General features: G+C 74.6%; 22 protein-coding genes. 15 read left to right on the forward strand and 7 right to left on the reverse strand.

Going from position 1 to position 24,375, the window contains the following annotated elements; translation table 11 throughout:
- From secF to ACFWJ4_RS31765, 5 genes are all read left to right on the forward strand, one after another.
- The coding region (gene secF / locus ACFWJ4_RS31745; RefSeq protein ID WP_380550124.1) for a protein translocase subunit SecF at positions 1-1,961 on the forward strand (1,961 nt) is incomplete at its 5' end.
- Between the two features lie 368 nt (positions 1,962-2,329).
- Positions 2,330-3,505, forward strand: a complete 1,176-nt coding sequence (locus tag ACFWJ4_RS31750; RefSeq protein WP_380550127.1) for a hypothetical protein — start codon at positions 2,330-2,332, stop codon at positions 3,503-3,505.
- Positions 3,506-4,025: 520 nt separating this feature from the next.
- Positions 4,026-4,253: a hypothetical protein gene (locus ACFWJ4_RS31755; protein WP_380550130.1), complete on the forward strand. Its 228-nt coding sequence runs from the start codon at positions 4,026-4,028 to the stop codon at positions 4,251-4,253.
- Positions 4,254-4,382: 129 nt separating this feature from the next.
- Positions 4,383-5,942 (forward strand): alpha/beta fold hydrolase, encoded by a 1,560-nt coding sequence (locus tag ACFWJ4_RS31760; protein WP_380550133.1) that lies wholly within the window; start codon positions 4,383-4,385, stop codon positions 5,940-5,942.
- Positions 5,943-6,153: 211 nt separating this feature from the next.
- Positions 6,154-6,927: a maleylpyruvate isomerase family mycothiol-dependent enzyme gene (locus ACFWJ4_RS31765; protein ID WP_380550136.1), complete on the forward strand. Its 774-nt coding sequence runs from the start codon at positions 6,154-6,156 to the stop codon at positions 6,925-6,927.
- Positions 6,928-7,095: 168 nt separating this feature from the next.
- Here ACFWJ4_RS31765 and ACFWJ4_RS31770 read toward each other — a convergent pair whose 3' ends face one another.
- The gene (locus ACFWJ4_RS31770) at positions 7,096-8,268 is read right to left on the reverse strand and encodes a sensor histidine kinase (protein ID WP_380550189.1); all 1,173 of its coding nucleotides are present in this window, start codon (positions 8,266-8,268) and stop codon (positions 7,096-7,098) included.
- Between the two features lie 89 nt (positions 8,269-8,357).
- Positions 8,358-9,023: a response regulator transcription factor gene (locus ACFWJ4_RS31775; RefSeq protein ID WP_380550139.1), complete on the reverse strand. Its 666-nt coding sequence runs from the start codon at positions 9,021-9,023 to the stop codon at positions 8,358-8,360.
- A 175-nt stretch (positions 9,024-9,198) separates the two neighbouring features.
- Between ACFWJ4_RS31775 and ACFWJ4_RS31780 the strand changes: the two genes are divergently transcribed.
- The 5 genes from ACFWJ4_RS31780 (at position 9,199) to ACFWJ4_RS31800 (ending at position 13,607) form a co-directional block, all read left to right on the forward strand.
- Complete coding sequence (locus tag ACFWJ4_RS31780; RefSeq protein WP_380550142.1) at positions 9,199-9,690, forward strand: hypothetical protein; 492 nt, start codon at positions 9,199-9,201, stop codon at positions 9,688-9,690.
- The gene (locus ACFWJ4_RS31785; RefSeq protein ID WP_380550145.1) at positions 9,680-10,771 is read left to right on the forward strand and encodes an efflux RND transporter periplasmic adaptor subunit; all 1,092 of its coding nucleotides are present in this window, start codon (positions 9,680-9,682) and stop codon (positions 10,769-10,771) included. Before ACFWJ4_RS31780 ends, ACFWJ4_RS31785 begins: the two co-directional genes overlap by 11 nt.
- A complete protein-coding gene (locus ACFWJ4_RS31790) occupies positions 10,768-11,478 on the forward strand; it encodes an ABC transporter ATP-binding protein (RefSeq protein WP_380550148.1) in 711 nt (236 codons plus the stop codon). Before ACFWJ4_RS31785 ends, ACFWJ4_RS31790 begins: the two co-directional genes overlap by 4 nt.
- On the forward strand, positions 11,475-12,671 hold the full coding sequence (locus tag ACFWJ4_RS31795; RefSeq protein WP_380550151.1) for an ABC transporter permease: 1,197 nt from the start codon (positions 11,475-11,477) through the stop codon (positions 12,669-12,671). The genes ACFWJ4_RS31790 and ACFWJ4_RS31795 overlap by 4 nt, the downstream gene beginning before the upstream one ends.
- A gap of 255 nt (positions 12,672-12,926) precedes the next feature.
- Positions 12,927-13,607: a DUF6445 family protein gene (locus ACFWJ4_RS31800; protein WP_380550154.1), complete on the forward strand. Its 681-nt coding sequence runs from the start codon at positions 12,927-12,929 to the stop codon at positions 13,605-13,607.
- 32 nt (positions 13,608-13,639) lie between these two features.
- Here ACFWJ4_RS31800 and ACFWJ4_RS31805 read toward each other — a convergent pair whose 3' ends face one another.
- Positions 13,640-14,284: an endonuclease gene (locus ACFWJ4_RS31805; protein WP_380550156.1), complete on the reverse strand. Its 645-nt coding sequence runs from the start codon at positions 14,282-14,284 to the stop codon at positions 13,640-13,642.
- A gap of 169 nt (positions 14,285-14,453) precedes the next feature.
- On the opposite strand from ACFWJ4_RS31805, the gene murQ reads away from it, so the two are divergent.
- Complete coding sequence (murQ, locus tag ACFWJ4_RS31810) at positions 14,454-15,359, forward strand: N-acetylmuramic acid 6-phosphate etherase (protein ID WP_380550159.1); 906 nt, start codon at positions 14,454-14,456, stop codon at positions 15,357-15,359.
- A gap of 92 nt (positions 15,360-15,451) precedes the next feature.
- On the opposite strand, the gene ACFWJ4_RS31815 is transcribed toward murQ, so the two are convergent.
- Complete coding sequence (locus ACFWJ4_RS31815; RefSeq protein WP_380550162.1) at positions 15,452-15,964, reverse strand: isochorismatase family protein; 513 nt, start codon at positions 15,962-15,964, stop codon at positions 15,452-15,454.
- 9 nt (positions 15,965-15,973) lie between these two features.
- Complete coding sequence (locus tag ACFWJ4_RS31820) at positions 15,974-16,654, reverse strand: TetR/AcrR family transcriptional regulator C-terminal domain-containing protein (protein WP_380550165.1); 681 nt, start codon at positions 16,652-16,654, stop codon at positions 15,974-15,976.
- A gap of 184 nt (positions 16,655-16,838) precedes the next feature.
- On the opposite strand from ACFWJ4_RS31820, the gene ACFWJ4_RS31825 reads away from it, so the two are divergent.
- A complete protein-coding gene (locus tag ACFWJ4_RS31825; RefSeq protein WP_380550168.1) occupies positions 16,839-18,149 on the forward strand; it encodes an MFS transporter in 1,311 nt (436 codons plus the stop codon).
- A gap of 71 nt (positions 18,150-18,220) precedes the next feature.
- On the opposite strand, the gene ACFWJ4_RS31830 is transcribed toward ACFWJ4_RS31825, so the two are convergent.
- A complete protein-coding gene (locus tag ACFWJ4_RS31830; protein WP_380550171.1) occupies positions 18,221-18,748 on the reverse strand; it encodes a YcxB family protein in 528 nt (175 codons plus the stop codon).
- A gap of 238 nt (positions 18,749-18,986) precedes the next feature.
- On the opposite strand from ACFWJ4_RS31830, the gene ACFWJ4_RS31835 reads away from it, so the two are divergent.
- Positions 18,987-20,471, forward strand: a complete 1,485-nt coding sequence (locus ACFWJ4_RS31835) for a TolB family protein (RefSeq protein WP_380550174.1) — start codon at positions 18,987-18,989, stop codon at positions 20,469-20,471.
- Between the two features lie 75 nt (positions 20,472-20,546).
- Here ACFWJ4_RS31835 and ACFWJ4_RS31840 read toward each other — a convergent pair whose 3' ends face one another.
- Positions 20,547-22,055, reverse strand: a complete 1,509-nt coding sequence (locus tag ACFWJ4_RS31840; RefSeq protein ID WP_380550177.1) for a glutamate synthase subunit beta — start codon at positions 22,053-22,055, stop codon at positions 20,547-20,549.
- Positions 22,056-22,243: 188 nt separating this feature from the next.
- Between ACFWJ4_RS31840 and ACFWJ4_RS31845 the strand changes: the two genes are divergently transcribed.
- The gene (locus tag ACFWJ4_RS31845; protein WP_359908776.1) at positions 22,244-22,924 is read left to right on the forward strand and encodes a response regulator transcription factor; all 681 of its coding nucleotides are present in this window, start codon (positions 22,244-22,246) and stop codon (positions 22,922-22,924) included.
- On the forward strand, positions 22,921-24,354 hold the full coding sequence (locus ACFWJ4_RS31850) for an ATP-binding protein (protein ID WP_380550180.1): 1,434 nt from the start codon (positions 22,921-22,923) through the stop codon (positions 24,352-24,354). Before ACFWJ4_RS31845 ends, ACFWJ4_RS31850 begins: the two co-directional genes overlap by 4 nt.
- Positions 24,355-24,375 lie beyond the last annotated feature (21 nt).

Here is a 24,375-nt window from a genome sequence, read left to right on the forward strand (position 1 = left end):
GGCCCCCCGCGGCGGACGGGTCCCGGGTCCTCGCCGACCCCGGCCTCCCCGGCGGCCACCTGCGGCTGGGCCCGCCGGCGCTGACCGGCGACGGCGTCAAGGACGCCTCGGCCGTCCTCGACACCCGGACGGGCCTCGGCTGGAGCGTCGACCTCTCCTTCCGCGGCTCGGCCGGCGACGCCTGGGCCCGGCTCACCGGGGAGGCGGCGTGCGCCGCGCCCGCCGACCCCGCCCGCCGGGTCGCCATCGTGCTCGACGACCGCGTCCTGTCCGCCCCCGGTGTCCAGGACAGCGTGCCCTGCGGGCAGGGGATCACCGGCGGTTCGACGCAGATCACCGGCGGCTTCTCGGCCGACGAGGCCCGCGACCTCGCCGCCCTGGTCAAGGGCGGCGCCCTGCCGGTCCCGGTGACGGTGATCGAGCAGAGCACCGTCGGCCCCACCCTCGGCGCCGAGGCGATCCGGGCCAGCGCCCTGGCCGCGGCCATCGGCCTGCTCTGCACCGGGGCCTTCATCATCGCGGTGTACCGCCTGCTCGGCGTGCTGGCCACCGTCGCGCTCGCCCTCTACGGACTGATCTCGTACGCCGCCGTGGTCGCGCTCGGCACGACGCTCACCCTGCCCGGGCTGGCCGGCTTCGTCCTCGCCATCGGCATGGCGGTGGACGCCAACGTGCTGGTCTTCGAACGGGCCAGGGAGGAGTACACCGCTCCTCGGGCGGCCGGCCCCGGCAAGGAGCGCGACCTGCGGCGCCCGCTCCGCGTCGGGTTCGCGAAGGCGTGGAGCGCGGTGGCCGACTCCAACGTGACGACGCTGCTCGCCGCCGGTCTGCTCTTCGTGTTCGCCACCGGCCCGGTCAAGGGCTTCGGGGTGACGCTCTCGATCGGCGTGCTGGCCTCGATGTTCTCGGCCATGCTGATCACCCGGCTGCTCGCCGAGTGGGCGGTGCGCCGGCCCGCCGTCGTCCGGCGGCCCACCCTGACCGGCATGGCCACCGTCGGCCGGCTCCGGACCCGGCTGACCCGGCGGCCGCCCCGGCTGATGCGCCACCGGCGGCGCTGGCTGGGCGCCTGCGCCGGCCTGCTGCTGCTCGCCCTGGCCGGGATCGGCGGGCGCGGCCTGGACTTCGGCGTCGAGTTCACCGGCGGCCGGGTGGCGCAATACACCGCCGCGCAGCGGGTCGACGCGGACGCCGCCCGCGCGGCGGTGGTCGGCGCAGGGTTCCCGCAGGCCGTGGTGCAGACCACCGGCGACACCGGCGTGTCCGTCCGCACCAAGGAGACCGGCGACGACCAGCAGCAGCGCATCCGGGAGGCGCTCACCGGCGTCACCGGCGAACTGTCCGTGGAGCGCGACGAACTGATCGGGCCGAGCCTCGGCAGCGAGCTGCGCGGCTACGCGCTGGCCGCGCTCGGGCTCGCGGTCGCCGCCCAGCTGCTCTACCTCACGATCCGCTTCCGGTGGACCTTCGCGACCGCCGCGGTGATCGCGATGGCGCAGGACCTGCTGCTCGTCCTCGGCCTCTTCGCCTGGCTGGGCAAGCCGGTGGACAGCGTCTTCCTCGCCGCGCTGCTCACCATCGTCGGGTACTCGGTCAACGACACGGTGGTGGTCCTGGACCGGCTGCGCGAGCTGCGCCGGACCGGGACGAAGGCGAGCTGGGCGGATCTCGCGGACCGCGCCGTGGCGCAGACCCTCCCCCGGACGGTGAACACGGGCATGGGGGCGCTGTTCGTCCTGGTGGCCCTGGCGGCCCTCGGCGGCGACTCGCTCGCCGACTTCTCGGTGGCACTGCTGGCCGGGGTCCTGATGGGCACGGCGTCGACGGTGTTCACCGCGATGCCGGTGGTCGTACTGCTCCAGGACCGGTTCCCGGACCGGCCGCGGGAGGCCAGGGCGGCAGGGACGCCTCACACGGCGGGCGCGGCGCGGGCGCGCGACCACAACGGGGCGGTGGTCTGAGCGGCGCCGGTTCGGTGGGGAGGCCGTGCGTTTCGCGATCGGCCGGCCGAGTGCGGTCGGCCGGCCGGTCGCCGGGGAGGGCTGTTGCGCGCTGACCGCGCCATGGGCTCGACCTGTCGTACGTGCCGCCGCAGAGCCGGCAGTGTGCCTGGAAGGGCGCGTCCTCGTTCCGGGCGAAGTCCGCGGAAAATTTCCTCGAACCGACCTGCAACCCCCCGGGGGGATGGACGTCTATCAGGGTGAGAGGCGGGGAGAGCGAGCCGGCGGAGCCGGGGGGCTCGGGCCGGCTCCTCGGGGCGCGACATCAGGCGCCCGTTCATCCGATCACCATCACCTTCATCACCACGTGTCCTTGGGGGGACTGTCACATGAACGCGTCCGTTATCGCCCGTATTGCGAAGATCGTCCCGCTGGCCGTCGTCGCCGCCGTCGGTGTCGCCGCCTGCGGCCCGACGAACGGCGGAGCGTCCGTCGCCGCCTCCGCTCCCGCCTCCACCCCGGCCGTCACGTCCTCGGCCACCCCCGGCGCGGGCGCCGTCCCGACCACCCCCACCCCGGCCGCACCGACCACCGAGGCGGCCCCGCCCACCGCCGCGCCCGCCGCCGACGCCCCCGCGGCCGCCAGGACCGACGTCAAGGCCGCCGCGAAGGCCCCGGCCAAGCCCGCCGCGCCGAAGGCCCCCGCCCAGTCCGGCGGAAGCGGCATCGGCATCACCTTCGGCGGCCTGCACGAGGGCGGGAAGATCGGGCTGAACGACCTGGTCCCCTTCACCGTCACCTGGAAGAACAACGACGTCACCGGCACCCGCAGCGTGGCCCCCGTGGTGGCGACCCAGCAGTACGAGGGCGCGCCCTGCACCATGGTGCTCGCGATGGCGCAGGGCACCCTGGAGCGCAAGGACGCCTCCGGCTGGAAGAAGCTCGACCACCTCAGCCAGGGCGGCGGGATGGACTACGCGGGCACCGCCGACGACGCGGCCTTCACCCTGGCCGCCGGGCAGAGCCGGACCATCGAGTACCGGATGCGGCTTTCGCTGGCCAACCGTCCGGGGCGGATCACGATCGAGGCGGACGCCCCCGTGCCCCACTCCAGGGACTACCGCGACATGGCGAAGGCCGAGCTGAACGCCACCGTCGTCGACAGCCACAGCCCGCAGATGCTCTCGGTGATGCCGCCGGCCAAGGGCGTGGTCACCACGGACCCGATCCCGTTCAGCTTCCGGGTCTCCTCGCCCGACGGCACCACGGGCCTGCGCCCCCGGGTGGCCGTGTGGAGCTCCGACGCGCTGACCCCGAACGACGTCACGGTGGAGGCCCGGGTCGGCGACGTGTGGAAGCCGGTCGAGCTGAAGGACGACTGCGGCCTGGTCACGGTCGACCCGAACGTGCCGGGCGTCCGCGACGGCAACACGGTCGAGTACACCTTCCGGGCCACGTTCAAGGAGGCCCCGAAGTACGGCACCGACGTGGACATCCGGGTGAGCGCGGCGTCGAACGGCCACCAGTCCGTCGAGCGGTCCGTCTTCCTGCGCGACGCACGCTGACACCGCACACCCCCACCGCGAGCCGAAGGGCCCGACCTCCCCCGCTCGGGAGGCCGGGACGAGGCCCCGTCGAAAGGCACCCCGGCCAGGCGCCGTCACGCGGCCAGGCCCTACGGCCCGGCACGCCGAGGAACAGGTGGACAGGCCCGGTTTCGACAGGTTCGTCGGCGTCGAGACAGTCGACGGCGAGGGCGAGCTCGGGCCGACGGCGCCGGGCGCAGCCAAGGCCGAGTTCGGCAACCCTCTGCTCGACGCCGGGTTGCGGAACGGCGTCCGCCCCGCCCGCGCGGGTCGTCGTTCGCTTGTAGGCCCAACTCGAAGGAACTGAAGCAGACTTGACGGTGCCGTGCCTACCATCGAGCTGTGTTGACGCGGTGGGGGAGCCAGGTGCGCCGGCATCCGGTGGCGGGGGCGGTCGGGGTCGCGGTCGTCTGGCAGGCGACGATCGTGGTGGTGGCGAAGGTATTGCCGCCGTTGGATCCGGGGTTTCGGCGCGCCCCTGGACAACACGCTGTGGCAGGTGCTGGAGGCCGGCGCGTTCGGCTTCTTCCTGTGCGGCGCGCGGCTGTACATCGGGAGTGTCCGGCCGCTGGTGCTGCTGCACGCGCTGGCCGACTACCTGGAGATCTACTCGCCGGGGAAGACGGCCGACTGGCTGAAGGCACTGGACGTGGCCGTCGACCTGGCGTTGGGGCTGGCGCTGCTGCTCCGCACCCGCACGGCTCCAGCGCCTGCACCGCAAACCTGATCCCGCCACCGCACCTGCCCGGCTTCGTCGTCAGCGAAGCTTTTTCCGACGGATCGTCATATTGTTTGCCCCGCATGCGTCCTGTACGGAGGTGGCCCGGACCGGGCCCCGCACCGCAGAGGAGACGTCTTGACCTACCTCCGCCGCCGCGCCGCCGCGGCCGCTCTCGCCCTCGTGGCCGGCCTGACCGCGGCCGCCGCCACCGCACCGGCAGAAGCCGCCGCACAGGCCGCCGGCATCCCCCGGGGGCTCGACCGCTACTACCAGCAGCGCCCGGACTGGCGCAGCTGCGTCCAGGGCCCGCAGGACGAGGAGGGCGCCGCGCTGGAACGGGCCGGCGCCCGCTGCGCGGAAGTCACCGTGCCGCTCGACTACGGCGACCCCGGCGGACGCACCGTCACGCTGGCGCTCTCCCGGATCAAGGCCGCCGACACCCGCCACCGGATCGGCACGCTGCTGCTCAACGACGGCGGCCCCGGCAGTCCGACGCTCGGTGCGCCGCTGAGGGTGCGCGCAGCGTTGAGGGACACCGCCGCCCGCTTCGACATCGTCGGGCTGGACCCGCGCTTCGTCGGCCGCAGCGCCCCCCTCGACTGCGGCTGGCCGATCGGCTTCAGCATCACCTCCTCCGGGACGAGCCGGGCCTCCTTCGAACGCCAGGTCGCCCTCCAGCGGGACCTCGCGACCCGGTGCCGTTCGGCGGCCGGGGACCTGCTGCCGCACGCGAGCACCCGCGACGCGGCCCGGGACATGGACGTGGTGCGGGGCGCGCTCGGCGAGCGGCGGATCTCCTACCTCGGCCTCTCGTACGGCACCTACCTCGGCACGGTGTACACCCAGATGTTCCCCGGCCGCTACGACCGGGTGGTCCTGGACAGCGCGCTGAACCCGGCCCACGCCGGGCCGGAGCTGCTCCCCAACATGGCGCCGGAGAACGAGCGGGCGTTCGCCGACTGGGCGGACTGGGCGGCGGCCCGCCACGACACGTACGGGCTGGGCCGCACCCGCGAGGACGTGGTCGCCGGGGTGCTGCGGACGGTCCGGGCGGCCGCGGCGCGGCCGCTCGTGGTCGGCGCCGGCGCGGACGCCTTCGAGCTCGACGACACCCGGGTGCCGATGGTGGTGTTCATGAACCTCGCGGGCGACTCCGACGCGGATCGGGCGGGCCTCGCCGAGCTGGTGGCGACGCTCGCCGAGGCCGCGTCGGGCCGGCCGGTCACCCCCTCGGACGGGATCACCGCCATGCTGCGCTTCCTCTTCACCCCGCAGGGGTCGCAGGCCGGCAGCATCTCGCAGGCCATCCTGTGCGCGGACGGTACGGCGCCGCGCGACCCGGAGGACTACTGGCGCCGGATCGAGCGCGACCGCGCCCGGTACCCGCTGTCCGGCCCGCTGCTCGACAACATCTCCCCGTGCGCCTTCCTGGACCCCCCGCGCGAGGCGCCCACCGAGGTGCGCCGCGACGCCCCGGCGCTGATCCTCTCCGCCACCGGGGACCCGCGCACCCCCTACCGGGACGGCGTCGCGCTGCACGGGCTGCTGCCCGGCTCCCGGCTGCTGACCCTGCGGGGCGCCGACCAGCACGGGCTCTACGGGACGTACGGCAACGCGTGCGTGGACGACGCGGTCAACGCCTACCTGGCCGGCGGACGCCTGCCGGAGGCCGACCTGACCTGTACCAAGGCGTAGCCGGGGCGTCCCGGCCCGCTTGCCCTGGAGGCCAGCTGACGGTCTTTCAGGTTCCGGCCCCATCGCGTGTGCGGTGGGGCCGGACTCGTTTCGTGGCGATGGAGGAGGCGATGGAGGAGTGGACTGGGGAGCCGCCCGTGCAGGGGCTTCGGTCGTCGTCGCCCGACAAAATCGCTACCCGGCGGCCGGAGCGCCGTGATACACCATCGGCGTGCAAAACATTGTGGAGTTTCCCGAGGTCCTGCGGCTGATCGAGGACCGGTCGGCCGCTTTCCGCGCCGCGATCGCGGCCGCCCCCGACCTCGACGTCCAGGTCCCGACCTGCCCGGACTGGACGCTGCGCGAACTGGCGCAGCACCTCGGCGACGGCCGCCGCCGCCAGGCCGCCATCGTCGCGGCGGGCCCGGGCGCCGAGCCCCCGGCGAAGACGTCCCCGAAGGGCGCCCCGACCGCGCCCCGCGACCGCGAAGCCCTGGACGCCTGGCTCGCCGAGTCGACCGAGCTCATGCTCGACGCGCTGCGCGAGGCCGGCCCGGACCGCGGCTGCTGGACCTGGTGGGGCCGCTCGCAGGCCCCGGAGACCAGCGGAGCCCTGGCCCGGCACCAGATCCAGGAGATAGCCGTCCACACCTACGACGTCCAGCTCGTCCTGGGCGCCGCACAGCCCCTGCCGACGGACGTCGCGGTCGAGGGCGTCGACGAGTTCCTGACGACCGTCTCGGCGACGACCGTCCCCTGGCCGTTCAAGCCGGCGACCATCGACCTGCACGCGACCGAGGGCCGCTCCTGGCGCCTGACCCTCGACGCCGACGGTGTCCGCTGCGACGACCTCGCCGCCGACGCGGAGCCGGGCGACCTGGTGATGCGAGGCGCGGCGAGCGAACTGGTCCTCTACTTCTACGATCGCGTCCCGCTCGACAGCCTGGAGAACACCGGCAGCACCGAGCCGATGGAGCAGCTCGCGGAGTGGGACCCGAACGCGTAGAACGCGCGCTCGTGACGCAGCTGCCGGTGGTGCGCGCGCTCCTGCGGGCGTCACCGGGCCCGGGGTCGCGGACATCGCGCGGCCGCGGGCAGGCTGCGGGCCCGCTGTTCAGGGGCCGTCCGGTGCGGGCTCCGTTCGAAGAACGTACGGGTGCCCCCGGCAGCCGGATCAGGCCGTGGGGAATTCGACCCGGACCCGCAGTCCGCCCGTGCTGCCGGGGACGGCGGTGACGTCGGCGTGGTGGGCACGCGCGATGGAGGCGACGATGGACAGGCCCAGGCCCGCGCCCTCACGCGGGCCGTGTCGACGCTCCTGCAGGCGGCGGAAGGGCTCGAAGAGGTAGGGGACCGTCTCCGGCGGCACCTGGGGGCCGGTGTTGCCGACCTCCAGGACGCCGTCGCGCACGCCGACCTCGACCCGGCCGCCGTCGTGGTTGTGGCGCAGGGCGTTGCCGACCAGGTTGCGTACCAGGTGTGCCAGCAGCACCGGATCACCCTCGACGGACACGGGGGCGGTGTCGGTTCGGACGGTGACGCGGTTCGCGCGGGCTTCCTCCGAGGCGGCGCACTCGGCGGCCACCGCGCGGGCCAGCTGGTCCAGTGCGACCGGTTCGCGATGGTCCAGCCTCTGGTCGGAGACGGACAGCAGCAGCAGGCCCTCGATGAGCCGTTCGCTGCTTTCGGACACCTCGATCAGTTTGCGGCGGATCCGGGCGACGGCGGCCGGGTCCTCGGTGGCCAGCCCGATTTCGGCCGCGGCCCGCTGCACCGCGAGCGGAGTCCGCAGTTCGTGTGCGGCGTTGGCTGCGAACCGCTGCTGCGCGCCCACCAGTTGCTCCATGCGGTCGAGCATGGCGTCGAAGGTGTCGGCGAGCTGTTTGAGCTCGCCCGGGGGTGCGTCGAGGGCGATCCGCTCGTGCAGGTTCTCGCCCGAGAGCCGCCGCGCCGTGTTGGTGATCACCGCCACCGGGCGCAGCACCCGTCCCGACATCCACCAGGCCAGTGCCATCGAGATGACGGCGAAGGCGGCCAGAGCGATCAGGGAGACGGTCAGCAGCTGGTTCTGGGCGGCCTGCTCGGCGGCCTGGGTGACGACCTTGACGGCCTGGAAGTGGGACTGTCCGCCGTCGGCGGGGGTGGTTCCGGGTGGAGCGTTCGCGGGTGCGGCGGTTCCCACCGTGAGGGTTTTCGCCGCGGCGGGGTCCGGGGTCGCCAGTGTGGCCAGTCGCGGTTCTACGGCGACGGCCGTGCTGATCGAGGTGTACAGACCCTCCCGGACCAGGAAGTTGACCAGGACGATGAGCATGGCCCCGGCGAGGACGAGCAGCCCGCCGTAGAGCATGGTCAGCCGGCCCCGTTCCCCGCCCGGCAGCCGCGGGCGTGGTCGGCCGGGCAGCGGAGGGCGGTTCGGGCCGACCGGGGCGGAGCGCCTCATGCCGGGACGCCGATGCGGTAGCCGTGGCCGGGCACGGTGTCGATGACCGAGGGCTCGCCGAGCTTGGCGCGGAGTTTGCTGAGGGCGACCCGGACCGCGTTGGTGCGGTATCCCATGTTCCGCTCCCACACCCGCTCGATCAGGTCCTCACCGCTGACCACGGCGCCCTCGGCCTGCATCAGCGCCTCCAGGACGCCGAACTCCTTGCGGGACAGGGCGAGGTAGCGGCCCTCCCGGAAGGCCTGGCGGCGAGCGGTGTCGAGGGTGATGCCCGCACGTTCGAGGACCGGCGGAAGGGCGGGGTGGGTGCGGCGGCCGAGCGCCAGTACCCGGGCCAGCAGTTCCTCGTAGGCGAACGGCTTGGTGAGGTAGTCGTCCGCGCCCAGGTCCAGGCCGTCGACGCGGTCGCGGACGGTGCCGGCGGCTGTGAGCATCAGTACCCGGGTCAGCAACCGCTGCTCGACGACGCTCTGGCACACCTCGTCGCCGTGCGCTCCGGGCAGGTCGCGGTCGAGCACGAGCACGTCGTAGTCCGTGAGGCGCAGCCGCTCCAGCGCGTCGGCGCCGTTGTACACGACGTCGACGGCCAGGGCGTCGCGCCGCAATCCCTCGGCGATCATGTCCGCCAGGAATTCCTCGTCCTCCACGATCAGTACACGCATGACATCAGGTGTACCTGAGATCCACCTTTCGTCGCCGTAAAGGTCTCGGCTGACAGCGGCGAAATGCGGGTGCGTGCCAGCCTCTGCGTGGTCGGTCACCCGGTATCGGAGACGGTGGTCGGTCACTCGCAATCGGACACGGAGGAATTCCATGCGGAACCACATGCGAAACCACATGCGGAACCACAGGTACGGCGCGGCGGCCGTGCTGGTGGCGGGGATGGCGCTGTTCACCGCGGCCTGCGGCGGAGGCGCCACGGGCACGGGCGGGGGCGGCGGCTCGGACTCGTCGGGCAAGGGCGCGGCGGCGGACCGGGCCTACGAGCACCGTAAGTGCCTGCGCGAACACGGCGCCCAGGTGAAGGAGCCGGAGCCGGGCCAGGACCCGCGGGGCCTGGTCCTCGAGGGCGGGCAGGACAAGATGGCGGAGGCCCTCAAGGCCTGCGGGGGAGCCGGCGGCTCGGGCGGCACGAAGATGTCCCAGGCCGACAAGGACAGGGCCGTCGAATTCGCCCGGTGCATGCGCGGTAACGGTGTGGACATGCCGGACCCGAAGTTCGACGGCGACTCGGCGATGTCGGGACAGGCGATGAAGGTCCCGGAGGGCGCCGAGAAGGACAGGTTCGACAAGGCGAACAAGGCGTGCAGTGGTCAGAATGCGGAGTGAGCGCGGGCGGGGCCGCCGAACGTACCTGATCGCCGCGCTGGTCACCTCGGTCTCGCTGGTGGGCGGGGTCACGGCCCTCTCCCAGACCGGCGGCGTCAGCAGCGCCGGCACGGACCGCACCGGCGGGCTGCCGCCGAGCACGGGCTCGGTGGAACGACAGGACCTGAGCAGCCGGACCCAGGTGGACGGGACCCTCGGCTATGCCGAGGAGCGCCGGCTCAACGCCGGTGTGCCGGGCACCCTCACCTGGCTCCCGGAGGCCGGCGCGGTGGTGAAACGCGATGGGGTTCTCTACGAGGTCGACGGCCGGAAGGTCCGGCTCATGGACGGCGAGCGCCCCGTGTACCGGACGATGAAGGCCGGCGACAAGGGGCCGGACGTCGGACAGCTGAAGGAAAACCTCCGCGACCTGGGCTACGGCAAGGGGCTGGCCGCGGACGAGGAGTTCACCCCCGGCACCGCGGACGCGGTCAAGCGCTGGCAGAAGGCCCACGGTCTGGCCCGGACCGGCGAGATCGGCCCCGAGCAGATCGCCTTCTCGCCCGGTCCGGTGCGGATCAAGAAGAACGATGCGGCCGTCGGCGACCAGGCCGCTCCCGGCAAGCCGGTCCTCACCACCACCGGCTCCGAACGGCAGGTGCAGATCAAGATCGAGGTCTCCCGGGCCGACCTCGCCAAGCCCGGTACCCGGGTCGAGGTCGACCTGCCCGGCGGCGGCAGGGCCAAGGGCAAGGTCGCCTCCGTCGACCGCACCATCGGTGAGGACGGCAAGGAGCAGGGCTCCCAGGACAAGCCCGCCAAGATCACCGCCCGGGTGCTCTTCGACGACCCGGGGCAGGCGGAGGGCTTCGACCAGGCGCCGGTCACCGTCGAGCTCGAAGGCGAGGTCCGCAAGGACGTGCTGACGGTACCGGTCAACGCACTGCTCGCGCTGTCCGGCGGGGGCTTCGGCGTCCAGGTCGTGGAGGACGGGAAGGTGCGCGAAGTCCCGGTCGAGCTCGGCATGTTCGGACAGGGCCGGGTCGAGGTCAGCGGGACCGGCCTGGCCGAGGGAATGAAGGTCGGGGTGCCCAAGTCATGAGCGCCGTGGTCGAGTTGAACCAAGTCACCAAGGAGTATCCGGGCGGGGTCGTGGCGCTGCACGGCGTGGACCTGCGTGTCGGACGCGGCGAACTGCTCGCCATCGTCGGCCCTTCGGGGTCGGGCAAGTCCACCCTGCTGCACATCGTCGGCACCCTGGACCGGCCCAGCGCCGGATCCGTCACCCTGGCGGGCCACGACGTCGCCACCCTCTCCGACCGCCGGCTGTCCGCGCTGCGCGCCCGGCACATCGGCTTCGTCTTCCAGTCCTTCCACCTGGTGGCCGGGGTCAGCGCCCAGGACAACGTCGCCGAGGGCCTGCTCTACTCGGGCCTGCCGCGCGCCCAGCGCCGCAGGCGCGCGGCCGTGGCCCTGGAGCGGGTCGGGCTCGCGGACCGCATGCACCACCGTCCGCACGAGCTGTCGGGCGGCCAGCGGCAGCGGGTGGCCATCGCCCGGGCGGTGGTCGGCGAGCCGGACCTGCTGCTGGCCGACGAGCCGACCGGCGCGCTGGACTCCGCCTCGAGCGAAGCGGTGATGGAGCTGCTGCACGACCTCAACGCCGAGGGTGCCACCATCACGGTGATCACCCACGACGGCGAGATCGCCGACAGCCTGCCGCGCCAGGTCCGTATCCGCGACGGCCGCGTGGTGGCGGATCTGCGCACCGGCGCCGCCGACCCGGCCGATCGGGGTGGGGAGCGATGAGCCGCACACGGCTCTCCCCGGCCCGGCTCGGCCCCCGCGACGTCCTCCACGTCGGCTCGGCCGGCCTGCGCACCCGGCCGCTGCGGGTGGTGCTGTCCGCGCTGGGCATCGCCATCGGCATCGCCACCATGATCGCGGTGGTCGGCATCTCCTCTTCCAGCAAGGCCCAACTCCTGAGGCAGCTCGACCAGTTGGGCACCAACTTGCTGGTGGCCTCCCCCGGCCAGGGGCTGTTCGGCGAGAAGGTGAAGCTGCCCGAGGAGTCGATCGGCATGCTGAGCCGCGTCCCCGGGGTCGAGCAGGTCGGCGCGACCGGTGACCTGGCGCAGTCCGTCAGGCGCAGCGAGAAGATCCCCAGCGACGAAACCGGCGGCATCACCGTGAAGGCCGCCACCGAAGGACTGCTGGACGTCGTACGCGGCACGGTCGGCTCGGGCACCTGGCTCAACGAGGCCAACGGGCGCTACCCGTCGACGGTGCTCGGACACGTCGCGGCCCAGCGCCTGGGCATCACCGCCCCCGGTCAGCAGGTCCACATCGGTGGCCGGTACTTCACCGTCATCGGCATCCTCGACCCGCTGCCGCTGGCTCCCGAGATCGAGCGGGCCGCCCTGGTCGGCTGGGACGGCGCCGGCGCACTGCTGGGCTTCGACGGCCATCCGACCCAGATCTACGAACGGTCGACGGACCGGACGGTCGGCGCGGTCCGCGAACTGATCCCACGCACCGTCGACCCGCAGAACCCGCACAACGTGCAGGTCACCGACCCCTCCTCGGCGCTCCGGGCCAAGGCCGCCACCGAGGGGGCGTTCACCGACCTCCTGCTCGGGCTGGGCGGGGTGGCGCTCCTGGTCGGCGGCGTCGGGGTCGCCAACACGATGATCATCTCGGTATTGGAGAGGCGCCACGAGATCGGGCTGCGCCGCTCCCTGGGCGCCACCAGGGGCCAGATCCGTCTCCAGTTCGTGACGGAGTCCCTCCTGCTCTCCGGACTGGGCGGGCTGGCCGGCGTGGCCCTGGGCGCGGCCGCCACCTACGCCTTCGCCGTCTCGGGCGACCTGCCCTGGGTGGTCCCCCTGTGGGCCGTCACCGGGGGCTTCGCCGCCACCCTGCTCATCGGTACGGTGGCAGGCCTCTACCCGGCCGTCCGGGCCTCCCGCCTCTCCCCGACCCTCGCCCTCCGCGCCGGCTAGGGCCTCTCGTCGGCCCGCAGGCGGGGGTTTGAAGACAGACCCTGCAGGCCTGTTCGGGAAGGCGTCGAAGGTACGCCTGGTTGGCCGTCCCGGAAGGCCTCGGGCGGCCAACCAGAGGACGAGTGGCCCTGCTCACGTGAAGTCGCAGCGGGTTCGCACCGCAGCCCCGGCCGGGTCCCGGGCCTGGTCACCCTTGACGAAAGGTTGACCTGCTCACGGCAGAAGGTTGACGATCACCGCCTCTATGGTCGGCCCATGCCCTCACAGCCCATCAGGCCCACCACCCTGCCGGTCCTGCCCTACCGCAAGCCCACCCGCGGACGGGACTACTGGGTCCTGGACAACGTGCTGCCGGACCCGGACGCCGTCCGGGAGCGCTGCCTGGCCCGCGGGGACTGGACCGAGGGCTACCCGCACCGCCCCGAGACCTGGCCCGGACTGCGCACCATGCCGGGCCTGGAACCCGAGGAGCTGGCCCGGGTCGAGTCGCAGGTCCGCAAGGCCACCGGGGCCTCCCGGCTCTGGGTGCAGAACACCCCGGGCGGCGGCACCCTCAACCACAACTGCGTCCAGGTCGTCGGCGCCGGGGAGTCGGAGTCCCGCCCGCACACCGACTCCCGCGCGCTCTGCCGCTACGCCGCCGTCCTCTACCTCAGCCCCGGCGCCCCCAAGGACGCCGGCACCAGCTTCTACCGCCAGCAGTTCCCCGGCGGCCGCCTCGGCGGCAACCTGGTCAACGCCCCGCACAACAACCTGGTCGAGGCGCTCGGCACCCGCCACGTACCGGCCGACCACTTCACCGAGGACGTCCGCGTCCCCAACCGCTACAACCAGCTGCTCCTCTACCACGCCAACCTGATCCACAGCGCCACCGGCTACTACGGCACCGACCTGGCCGAGCGGCGGATGACTGCGGTCTTCTTCTGGATGGCCTGACCCGGCACGCACCCTCTCGGACCGTCGAGCCCTCACCCGGCACCGGGCCGACCCGCCCCCCACCCGGCCGCCACGTGCGCCAGGCTCGCCCTGGTCAGCGCCGCCGCCAACCGGGCCAGGTCCCCCGGCCCGACCAGCGCCGCCAGCCCGTCCGGTTCGCCCGGCAACCCGAGCGTCCGGGCCTCCGCCAGCGCCCGTTCGTCGACGTACGGCCGCAGCGAGGGCCAGACCGCCTGCGCCTCGCGCCGGAAGATCCCGGCGCCGACCGGCCCGATCCGGGGGAACTCCCGGAGCAGCTCGCCGATCCGCTCCGACTCGCCCCCGGCCTCCTCCCGCAGCCGCCGCAGATCGCCGTGCCAGCGGTCGAGCAGCAGCCCGGCCCCCTGGGCGAGCGCCGTGGCGGTGCTCTCGTCGTAGCGCACGTAGTGGGCCCGGCCCAGGGCGGCGATCAGCGTCCGGCGCCGGGCGTCCGCCATCGCGCGCGGGGTCCGCAGTCCGGCGGCCGACAGTTCCCGGGCCGCCGCCGTGGCGGTACCGGCGCCGATCCGCACCGAGCACAGCACGGTCAGGACGAGCAGCCGGTAGAGCGGCGAGGGCTTGTCGCGCAGCGTGATCCCGGCCTCCTCCGCGTAGGTGCGGCCGAACCGGTCCAGGAGTTCGGCAACGGTCGGTTCCACGGCCTTCACCTCCTCCCCCACGCTTGCCCGGATTCGGACGCCCCGCACCCGGGGAGGCTCGCCGCATGAGTGAGCGAAGCACGGGGACACCCCCGGCCGGGGGCTGGGGGCGAATCGTCGACGGGCGCGCGCGGGCGCAGGCCCCTACCGGGCGGAGCGGGGCGGGCGCATGAGCCGGGACGCCGTACCCGCGACCGAGGCCGTCCGCCCCGACTGGGCCGCGATCGACCGACTGCCCACCGTCGAGCTGCTCCGCCTGATGAACGCCGAGGACCGCACGGTTCCGGTCGCCGTCGCCGGGGAGTTGGAGCGGATCGCCGCCGTGGTCGACGCCGTGGCCGCCCGGATGGCGCGTGGTGGCCGGCTGGTCTACGCCGGCGCGGGGACGGCCGGGCGGCTCGGTGTGCTGGACGCCGTCGAGTGCCCGCCGACCTTCGGCACCGATCCGTCGCTGGTCGTCGGTCTGATCGCGGGCGGGCGCTCGGCCGTCACCGCGGCGGCCGAGGGCGCCGAGGACCGCACCGACCTCGCCGAGGCCGACGTGGCCGCGCTCGCCCTCACCCCCGCCGACACCCTGGTGGGCGTCTCCGCGTCCGGCCGGACGCCCTACCCGCTGGCCGCCGTCCGTGCGGCGCGGGCGGCCGGGGCGCTGACCGTCGGGCTGGCGTGCAACCGCGGCTCGGCGCTCGCGGCCGCGGCCGAGCTGGGCATCGAGGTGGAGGTCGGCCCGGAGGTGCTGGCCGGATCGACCCGGCTCAAGGCGGGCACGGCGCAGAAGCTGGTGCTCAACCTGCTCTCCACGGCCGTGATGGTCCGACTCGGCCGGACGTACGGCAATCTGATGGTCGACCTCCGCGCCACCAACGACAAGTTGCGCGACCGCGCCCGACGGATCGTCGCCGAGGCGACCGGCGCCGACGGGGCCGCGGTCGACCGCGCCCTGACCGCGACCGGCGGCCGGGCCAAGGACGCGATCCTGTCACTGCTCGCGGACGTGGACGCGTCCACCGCCGCCCGCCTGCTCACGGCCTCGGACGGACGGCTGCGCGAAGCCCTCCGCCTCGCCCGGCCGTAGCGGCCCTCCGCCTCGCCCGGCCGTAGCGGCCCTCCGGCCTCGCCCGGACGTAGCGGCCCGCCACCGCACTGGCGGCGACCCGCCCCGCCGGCTCACCCCAGCCGCACGTCCGCGGCCGCGACGACCTCGCCGAGGCGCGGGAAGTCCAGCTCCACCGACGCCCGGTGCTCCTCCGCCGTGAGCGCGGCCATCGCGTCCTCGACGAACACCAGCCGGTACCCGTGGTCGCCGGCGGCCCGGGCACTCGACTCCACGCCGAGGTTGGTCGCGATCCCGGCGAACACCACGGTCTCCACGCCCCGCGCCCGGAGCAGTTCGTCCAGGCCGGTGCCCTGGAAGGCGCCGATGGTGCGCTTCACCACGACCTCGTCGGCCGCCGCCGCGACCTCCGCGGGCAGCCCGCTCCCGGGCGGCTGCTCGGTCACGTTCGGCCGCTCGACCCGTACCGCGATCACGGGCGCGCCCGCCGCCCGGAACTCCCGGGCCAGCTCCAGCGAGGCCTTCACCACCTCCGAACCGGTGCGCGGCGCGAGCGGGTTGGCGACGATCCGGTCCATCAGGTCGATCAGGACCAGGGCCGTGCTGCGGGGGTCAAGGGTGGTCATGGGGCCACGCTAGTCCATCGGACGAGTGGCCCCCGAGGCCCGGTCCGGCGCCGGGGCGCCCTGCGCCGCCTCCCGCGCGATCTCCGTCCGGAACCCCTCGATCAGCACCCGCAGCCCGTACTCGAAGTCGGCGTCGTGGTCGGTCATCCGCAGGACGTCGACCGCCTCGCGCAGCAAGGGCAGTCCGCGCAGCGCTTCGTCCGGGAACGGCGGCCGGTCGCGGCCCGCGGAGTCCTGTCGCCAGGCCTGCTCCTCGGTGACCCAGCCCATGATGTACCGGTCGACGGTCAGCAGCAGGCGCAGCGCCGTTCGCGGGCGCAGGCCCGCTCCGCAGAGGGCGCTCAACTGGGCCTCGACCGCCGGGAGTTCGTCCTCGGTCGGGAGGGTTCCAGCGTGTACCCGGGCGCCGTCGCGGTAGGCGAGCAGGGCGTTGCGCTTGGCGCGGGCGTCGGCGGCGATCCACTCGGGCCAGCGCGCCGGGTCCGGCTCGCGGTCGGGCGGGAGGGCTTCGGCGAGCATCGCCTCGGCCATCAGGTCGAGCAGTTCCCGCTTGCTCTTGAAGTGCCAGTACAACGCCGGTGACTGGACGCCGAGTTCGCGGGCGAGCCGCCGGGTGGTCAGCCCGTCGATGCCCTCCTCGTCGAGCAGGCGCAGCGCCGTGCGCACCACCTCGTCGCGCTTCAGCGCCATCCGATCGGCCTCCTGGGTCATCCGCTTGCCAGATCCACCTTATCGCCGATAAGTTCCCGAGCTGGAATTTATCAGCGATAAGGAGAGCCGTCGCGACACCGACGGCCGCGAAGGGATCCCACCCCTCATGACCTCCGGACCGAACCCGACCTCCGGAACGGACCCGACCTCCGGACCGAGCCCGATGCCCGGAACGGATAGCACCTCCGGAGCGAACACCACCCCCGGAACGGACCGCCGCCGGGCCCGACTGCTGCCGAACACCGCGCCCTGGCGGTCCTCCCGCGACTTCCGGCTGACCTGGACCTCGGGCACCGTCACCCTGCTCGGCTCGATCTTCACCATGACGGCGATCCCGCTCCAGATCGCCGACCTCACCGGTTCACCGCTGGCCGTGGGCGCGGTCGGCGCGGTCGAACTCGTGCCGACCGTCCTGTTCGGCCTCTACGGCGGCGTCCTCGCCGACCGCGCCGACCGCCGCACCGTCGCCCTGGTCACCGAGGTCGCCCTGGCCGCGCTCAGCGCCCTGCTGCTGGCCAACGCGCTGCTCGGCACCCCCGCCGTCTGGCCGCTGTACGTCGCCGCCGGGGTGGCGGCGGCGCTCCAGGGCGTCCAGCAGCCCTCGGTCGAGGCGATGGTCCCCCGGCTGGTGCCCCAGGACCAGCTGGTGGCGGCCGGCTCCCTGCTCTCGCTGCGCTGGAGCATCGGCGGCGTGGCGGCCCCGGCGGCGGCCGGCCTGCTGATCGCGACCGCCGGCGTCCCGGCGGCGTACCTGGTCGACCTCGGCACCTTCCTGCTCTCGATCGCCCTGCTCGCCCGGGTCCGGCCGGTCCCCTCGGAGCGGGACGCCGAGGCACCGCAGCTCACCGAGTTCCTCGACGGCGCCCGATACGCGGCCCGGCGCCCGGACCTGATCGGCACCTACCTGGCCGACCTCGCGGCCACCGTCCTCGCCCTGCCCACCGCGCTCTTCCCGTTCCTGGCCGCGGACCTGGACGCCACCTGGGCGCTCGGCCTGCTCTACTCGGCCGGCGCGGTCGGCAGCCTGATCGCCGCCGCGACCGGAGGGTGGGCGGAGCGGGTCCACCGGCACGGCCGACTCGTCCTGCTCTCCGCCGCCCTGGTCGGCGCGGCGACGGCGGCGGCCGCGTTCGCCCCGGGCCTGTGGGCCGTCCTGCTCTGCCTGACCGTCGCGGGCGGTGCCCACTGGATCGGCGACACCTTCCGCAGCGCCGTCTGGAACCAGTCCATTCCGGACGAACTCCGGGGCCGCGCCGCCGGGCTGGAGATGCTGATCGGCTCCGCCGGGCCGGCCCTGGGCGACCTGCGGGCGGGCGGGCTCGCCGCCCGCCAGGGCATCCGGGCGGCCCTGCGCACCGGCGGCCTGCTCTGCCTCGGCAGCTCGGCCGCGCTGTCCGCCGCGATCCCCGCGCTCTGGCGCTACGACCGGCGGGCGCACCGCACCGGGCCGGCCCCGGCGGAGCCCACCCCGTGACGCGCCCCTCGCCCCGGCCGGATCGGCCCCACCGCAGGGACCGCCCCAGGGACCGCCCCGGGAACCACCGCTCAGTCCGGGACGAGCGCCGTCGCGTGCCGGTCGATCAGCTCCCCCAGCCCCCGGAGGTCGTCGGCCCCGCGCTTGGGCAGCATGGTCAGCACCCCCGCCTCCTCGTTGCCGCTCAGCAGCAGGAACAGCCGGGGCGTCTCCAGGTAGTACCGCTGCTCCGGCCAGGCGAACTCGGTGACCGAGGCCTCGGTGCTCACGACCACCCCGTCGTCGTCCAGCAGGACCCTGAACTCGCCCTTGTCCTCCGCCGCCCTGGCCACCCGCCGCACCCGCGTCCCGGGCCCCGCGAGAACCACGAGCAGCACGACCACCACCAGCAGGGCGGCCAGCAGCAGCACCGTCCCGCCGAGGACGGCGAGCAGCCCGGCAACCGCCGTCCCGCCGACGGCCACCGTGTACACGGCTCGCCGCGACCGGCGTCCGACCACCGTGTGCCGGTCCCACGCCGCGAAGGCCTCCCGGAAGTCGGCGGCCGTCGGGGTGTAGCGAACCTCGACCGACGTCACCGCCCGCCCATCGGAACCCACGTCCCCACCCTCCGACCCGTGTACGCACAACTCCTGACACCAGCTTCGCCGGATCGTAGCAAAGACCGTACGTACCCGATGCGACCGCGTCCGCGCTCCCCGGCGGGAAAACGCCGCTCCCGGCGCCCACCCGTTGACCGACCGCCCCGCCCGGCGGTTGGCTCACCCCGAGCCGGCCGCCGGGGAGTTCGGCGTCCACCGCCGACGCGGCACGGCCGATCCCAGGGGAGGGAACCAGATGAACCTCATCCGCCGCCCGCTGCGCGCGGCCTGCGTCCTCGCGGCCGCCGCACTGGCCGCCGCCGTCGCCGTGCCCGCCCAGGCGGCCCCGTCCGGAGCGGCCCCGACCGGAACGGGCCTGGCCGCCCTGCCGGGCGGTGCCCGCACCGAACGCGTCTCCGTCGGCCTCGGGCAGGCCCAGGCCACCGGCGCCTCGCAGGCCGGCGGCCTGAGCGCGGACGGGCGCTTCGCCGTCTTCACCTCGGAGGCCGCCGACCTGGTGCCCGGCGACACCAACGGCAGGTCCGACGTCTTCGTCCGCGACCTGTGGACCGGCCGCACCGAGCGGGTGGACACCGGCCCGGACGGCGTCCAGGCCGACGGGGACTCCTACGAGGCCACGATCAGCGGCAGCGGCCGCTACGTGGCGTTCAGTTCCACCGCCACCAACCTCGCCCCCGGTGCCAACCGCGGCTCCGAGGACGTCTACGTCCACGACCGCTGGACCGGCGGCACCCGCCTGGTAAGCGTCGGCAGGACGGGGGTTCCGCAGACCGGCAAGCTGTCCGGCGTCCCCTCGATCAGCTGGGACGGCCGGTACGTGGCCTACCAGTCCAACCGCGGCGACCTCGCCCCCGGCACGGTCACCTGGTTCGGCGGCAACATCTACGTCACCGACCGCTGGACCGGCGACACCCGCCTGGTCAGCATCGGCGCCGACGGCAAGGAGGCGGACGCCTCCTCCTCCGCACCGGAGATCAGCGCGGACGGCAGCACCGTCGTCTTCATCTCCAAGGCGACCAACCTCCTCGGCACGGGCGGGGCCGGCGCCCTCTCCCCGGCCGCGGTCGCCGAGCTCAGGGCGGGCTCCGACCGGGAGTTCGTCGCCGACTCCTTCCACCCGGCGGCCGCCCTCCGGCCGGGGGCCCGCGCGGAGATCCTCAAGCCGCGCACCTACCCGCTGTACGTCCGCGACCTGCGCACCGAGCGGACGAGCCTGGCCAGCCCGGACGGCGACGGCGGCTACAGGGGCGTGGTCAACCCCTCGATCAGCCCCGACGGCCGCTACGCGGTCTACTCGTCCTGGGTCCTGCACGGCGACACCCAGTGGGACCGTCACTTCGAGCTCTACGTCCGCGACCTGAAGCAGGGCACCGAGACCCTGGTCAGCACCGGCCTGCCCGGGACGACGACCACCCTCGGCTCCTACGGCGGCCGGATCACGGCGGACGACCGGTGGGTCGTCTTCAGCTCGGAGGCGGACAACCTCGTCCCCGGCGACACCAACAACGCCGAGGACGTGTTCCGGCACGACCTGTGGACCGGCCGCACCGAGCGGGTCAGCGTGGCGGGCGACGGTGCGCAGAGCGCCGGTCCCTCGCACGCCCCGTACGCCGACGCCCTCGGCACCGCGGTGGTGTTCACCTCCTCCGACGGCACCCTCGTCCCCGCGGACACCAACGGCGTCGAGGACGCGTTCCTCCGCCGCCTGCCGCTGTTCTGACACCCGGTCCGACGGCCCCACCCTCGCTCCCGACGACGCCGCAGTCGCCCCGCCCCGGCGCGGGTGCTCCCGGACTCACACCGTGAGCGCCCGCGTCGAGGCCCGGATCGGCGCCGGAAGCTCCGTCCACCCGCGCAGGTACCGGTCCACCGCCGCCGCCACCGCCCGCCCCTCGGCGATCGCCCAGACGATCAGTGACTGCCCGCGTCCGGCGTCCCCCGCCACGAACACGCCCTGCGCCTCCGTGGCGAAGCCGTCGTCCCTGGCCAGGGTTCCGGCCGGCCCGGTGGTGAGGCCGAGCTGGGCGAACAGCCGCCGGTCCGGCTCCGGCCCGGTGAAGCCCAGCGCGAGCAGCACCAGCTGCGCGGGCAGGCTCCGCTCGGTGCCCGTCCGCGGGCTGCGGTCGGCCGGTTCGGCCTCGGCGAAGCGGACGGCGGCCAGCCGGCCGTCCGGGCCGGCTTCGAGGCCGACGGTGGTCGCCGCGAACACCCGGGGCCCGGCCTCCGCGGCGCCGGACTCCTCGTGCGAGGTGGTCTCCCGGTACACCTTGGGGTGCACCGGCCAGGGCTGTCCGGCGGCCCGGTCCTGCGGCGGGCGGGGGTTGATGTCCAGTTGGGTGACGGTGGCGGCGCGTTGACGGAGCGCCGTTCCCAGGCAGTCCGCCGCCGTGTCCCCGCCGCCGACGATGACCACGTCCAGCCCCTCGGCGGACACCGGCGAGACCGGGCGGTCGCCCTCGTCCACCCGGTTCGCCCAGGTCAGGTAGTCGATCGCCTGGTGCACCCCGGACAGGTCCCGGCCCGGCACCGCCAGCTCCCGGCAGGCGGTCGCCCCCACCGCGACCACCACCGCGTCGTACCCCGATCGCAGTTCCTCGCCCGGAACGTCCCGGCCGACCCACACCCCGGTGCGGAAGGCGGCGCCCTCGGCCCGCAGCTGGTCCAGCCTGCGCTCCAGCCGGTGCTTCTCCAGTCGGAACGGCGGGATGCCGTACCGCAGCAGTCCGCCCGCGCGGTCGGCCCGTTCGTACACCGTGACGGTGTGCCCGGCCCTGGTCAGTTGCTGGGCGGCCGCCAGCCCGGCCGGGCCCGAGCCGATCACCGCGATCCGGCGCCCACCGGCCCGCTCGGGGCGGTCGGGCGGCCGGGGCCCGTCCCAGCCCGCTTCCCAGGCCCGGTCGGCGATCGCCAGCTCCACGTTCTTGATCGCCACCGCGGCGCCGTCGATCGCCAGGACGCAGGCGCTCTCGCAGGGCGCCGGGCAGAGCCGCCCGGTGAACTCCGGGAAGTTGTTGGTGGCCAGCAGCCGCGCCGCGGCCGCCCGCCAATCCGCTCCCGCCCCCGGCTCCTGGCCTGTCCCCGATTCCGCCACCAGCCGGTTCCAGTCCGGCACCAGGTTCCCCAGGGGACAGGCGTGGTGGCAGAACGGCAGCCCGCAGTCCATGCACCGCCCGGCCTGCCCGCCGACCACCGGCAGCAGTTCGCCCGGCCGGTACACCTCCCGCCAGTCCCCCAGGCGCTCCCGCGCGTCCCGCCGCGCCCGCTCCGCGCGCGGGGTGGTGAAGAAGGCCATCCGGTCTGCCATCGCGGCCTCCGGCAGGGCGTGCCGACTCGAACCAGGCGGCCCACCCGGCGGCGCGCCACCGTACGGCCACCGTACGCCCGCGAAGCACCGCGCAACAGCCGCGGCCGTCGGGGAGGGCCGCGGAGCGGACCCGGAACACCTCGGCCCCGACCGGAAGCGCCGTGAGCACGTCAGGGAGAATCTCCGCCATGACGCACACCGTGCTGATCGCCGAGGACGACCGGGCCATCCGCGACTCGCTCGCCCGCGCCCTGATGCTGGAGGGCTACCGGGTGCGGGTCGCCGCCGACGGCACCCAGACCCTGGCCGTCCACGCCGAACAGCGCCCGGACGTCCTGGTGCTCGACGTGATGATGCCCGAGCCGGACGGCCTGGAGGTCTGCCGCCGGCTGCGCGCGGCCGGCGACCGCACCCCGGTGCTGATGCTCACCGCCCGGGTGGAGGTCCCCGACCGGATCGCCGGCCTCGACGCCGGCGCCGACGACTACCTGGTCAAGCCCTTCGACGTGGACGAGCTCTTCGCCCGCCTGCGCGCCCTGCTGCGCCGCCACCCGCCCGAGCCCGCCGCCGAGGCGCTGACCGTCGCGGACCTGCGGGTCGAGCCGCCGGCCCGTCGGGCCTGGCGCGCCGGCCGGGAGCTCGAACTCTCCCGCACCGAGTTCGACCTGCTGGAGCTGCTCGTCCGGCACGCCGGCGCCGTCCTCGACCAGGCCACCCTGTACGAGCAGATCTGGGGCTACGACTTCGGCCCCGGTTCGAAGAACCTCGCGGTGTTCATCGGCTACCTGCGCCGCAAGCTCGACCGTCCGGGCCTCGTGCCGCTGATCCACACCGTCCGCGGCGTCGGCTACACGCTGCGCGAGCCGTGACCGGCCCCGCCCGCCGCCTCCCCCGGTTCCTGCGGTTCCCACGGTTCCCGCGCCCCGCCCGCCGCCTCCCCCGGCTGCCGCGCCCGGGCCTGCCCACCACCCTCGCGCTGGCCTTCGCCGCGATCGCCGCGCTGGTCGCGGTGCTGATCGGCGCACTCGGCTACGACGCCGCCGCGCGGCTGATCCGGGACGACGAGACCGCCGACTTCGGCGCCGCCGTCGACTCCGTCGGCCGGCAGGTCCAGCGGGAGGTCCTCTTCCCGGGCGACTTCGCCGGCCCGAGCGGCCTGAGCGCCGACCTGGTCCGCCCGATCCGGGTCACCACCCAGTCGCTCGACCCCGACGGCGCGGTGCTGCCCGGCACCGCCCGGCTCGACCTGCCGCCGAGCCCGTCCGACCACGAGCTCGCCCACGCCGACCAGCCGGGCCGCACCTCGATCGGGCTGCGCCACCGGCACCGCGAGGCCTACCGGGTCGGTGTGGTCTCGCTCGGCGGGCGGCGCGGGGCGGTCCAGATCATCCAGCAGGTCGGGCCCACCGAGAAGCTGCTGACCACCCTGCGGACCCGCACGGTCGCCCTGGTGGCGATCGTCGCGGTGCTCGCCGGCGGGGCCGGCCGGCTGCTCGCCCGACGGATCACCCGACGGCTGGTCCGGCTCACCGACGCGGCCGAACTGGTCGCCACCAGTGGGCGGTTGGACGTCGCGGTGCCCGCCGCCGGAACGGACGAGGTGGGCCGGCTCGGCCGGGCCTTCGACCGGATGCTGGTCCGGCTCGCCACCGCGAAGGAGAACCAGCGCCGCTTGGTGCAGGACGCCGGGCACGAGCTGCGCACCCCGCTGACCAGCCTGCGCACCAACCTCTCGGTGCTGCCCGGCCTGGACCGGCTGCCGCCCGCCGAACGTGCCGCGCTGATGGCCGATCTGATGGAGGAGTCACGGGAGTTGGCCCAGCTGGTGGAGGAGCTGGTGGCGCTCGCGGCGGACCGCAGGGCGGACGAGCAGCCGACCGAGGTGGTGCTCGCCGACGTGGTCCGGCAGGCCGCCGCCCAGGCCCGGCGGCGCAGCGACCGGCAGATCGTGGTGGACGCGGACGGAACCGTCGTCACCGCCCGGCCGGACGCGCTGGCCCGCGCGGTGGGCAACCTGCTGGACAACGCCGCCAAGTTCGACCCCTCCGGGACCGGCCCGATCGAGGTGGTGGTGCGCGGCCCGCGGGTGGAGGTGCGCGACCGCGGCCCGGGCATCGACGCGGCCGACCTCGACCGGGTCTTCGACCGCTTCTACCGGGCCACCGCCGCTCGCAGCCTGCCCGGCTCCGGACTGGGCCTGGCCATCGTGCACGAGGTGGCCCGCTCGCACGGCGGGACGGCCTTCGCCGCCAACCGGGAGGGCGGCGGCGCGGTGATCGGCTTCACCCTCGGCGGCTGACGGCGCGGACCGGCCCGGCGC

This window comes from Kitasatospora sp. NPDC127067 (genome assembly GCF_042724755.1).
GTDB classification, from domain to species: domain Bacteria; phylum Actinomycetota; class Actinomycetes; order Streptomycetales; family Streptomycetaceae; genus Kitasatospora; species Kitasatospora lactacystinica.

Coding starts and splice junctions, on each gene's coding strand:
- ACFWJ4_RS31750 (WP_380550127.1), top strand. CDS start 2,330: ATGAACGCGTCCGTTATCGCCCGTATTGCGAAGATCGTCCCGCTGGCC.
- ACFWJ4_RS31770 (WP_380550189.1), bottom strand. CDS start 8,268: ATGCTCTACGGCGGGCTGCTCGTCCTCGCCGGGGCCATGCTCATCGTC.
- ACFWJ4_RS31775 (WP_380550139.1), bottom strand. CDS start 9,023: ATGCGTGTACTGATCGTGGAGGACGAGGAATTCCTGGCGGACATGATC.
- ACFWJ4_RS31780 (WP_380550142.1), top strand. CDS start 9,199: ATGCGGAACCACAGGTACGGCGCGGCGGCCGTGCTGGTGGCGGGGATG.
- ACFWJ4_RS31785 (WP_380550145.1), top strand. CDS start 9,680: ATGCGGAGTGAGCGCGGGCGGGGCCGCCGAACGTACCTGATCGCCGCG.
- ACFWJ4_RS31790 (WP_380550148.1), top strand. CDS start 10,768: ATGAGCGCCGTGGTCGAGTTGAACCAAGTCACCAAGGAGTATCCGGGC.
- ACFWJ4_RS31795 (WP_380550151.1), top strand. CDS start 11,475: ATGAGCCGCACACGGCTCTCCCCGGCCCGGCTCGGCCCCCGCGACGTC.
- ACFWJ4_RS31800 (WP_380550154.1), top strand. CDS start 12,927: ATGCCCTCACAGCCCATCAGGCCCACCACCCTGCCGGTCCTGCCCTAC.
- murQ (WP_380550159.1), top strand. CDS start 14,454: ATGAGCCGGGACGCCGTACCCGCGACCGAGGCCGTCCGCCCCGACTGG.
- ACFWJ4_RS31815 (WP_380550162.1), bottom strand. CDS start 15,964: ATGACCACCCTTGACCCCCGCAGCACGGCCCTGGTCCTGATCGACCTG.
- ACFWJ4_RS31820 (WP_380550165.1), bottom strand. CDS start 16,654: ATGGCGCTGAAGCGCGACGAGGTGGTGCGCACGGCGCTGCGCCTGCTC.
- ACFWJ4_RS31825 (WP_380550168.1), top strand. CDS start 16,839: ATGCCCGGAACGGATAGCACCTCCGGAGCGAACACCACCCCCGGAACG.
- ACFWJ4_RS31835 (WP_380550174.1), top strand. CDS start 18,987: ATGAACCTCATCCGCCGCCCGCTGCGCGCGGCCTGCGTCCTCGCGGCC.
- ACFWJ4_RS31840 (WP_380550177.1), bottom strand. CDS start 22,055: ATGGCAGACCGGATGGCCTTCTTCACCACCCCGCGCGCGGAGCGGGCG.
- ACFWJ4_RS31845 (WP_359908776.1), top strand. CDS start 22,244: ATGACGCACACCGTGCTGATCGCCGAGGACGACCGGGCCATCCGCGAC.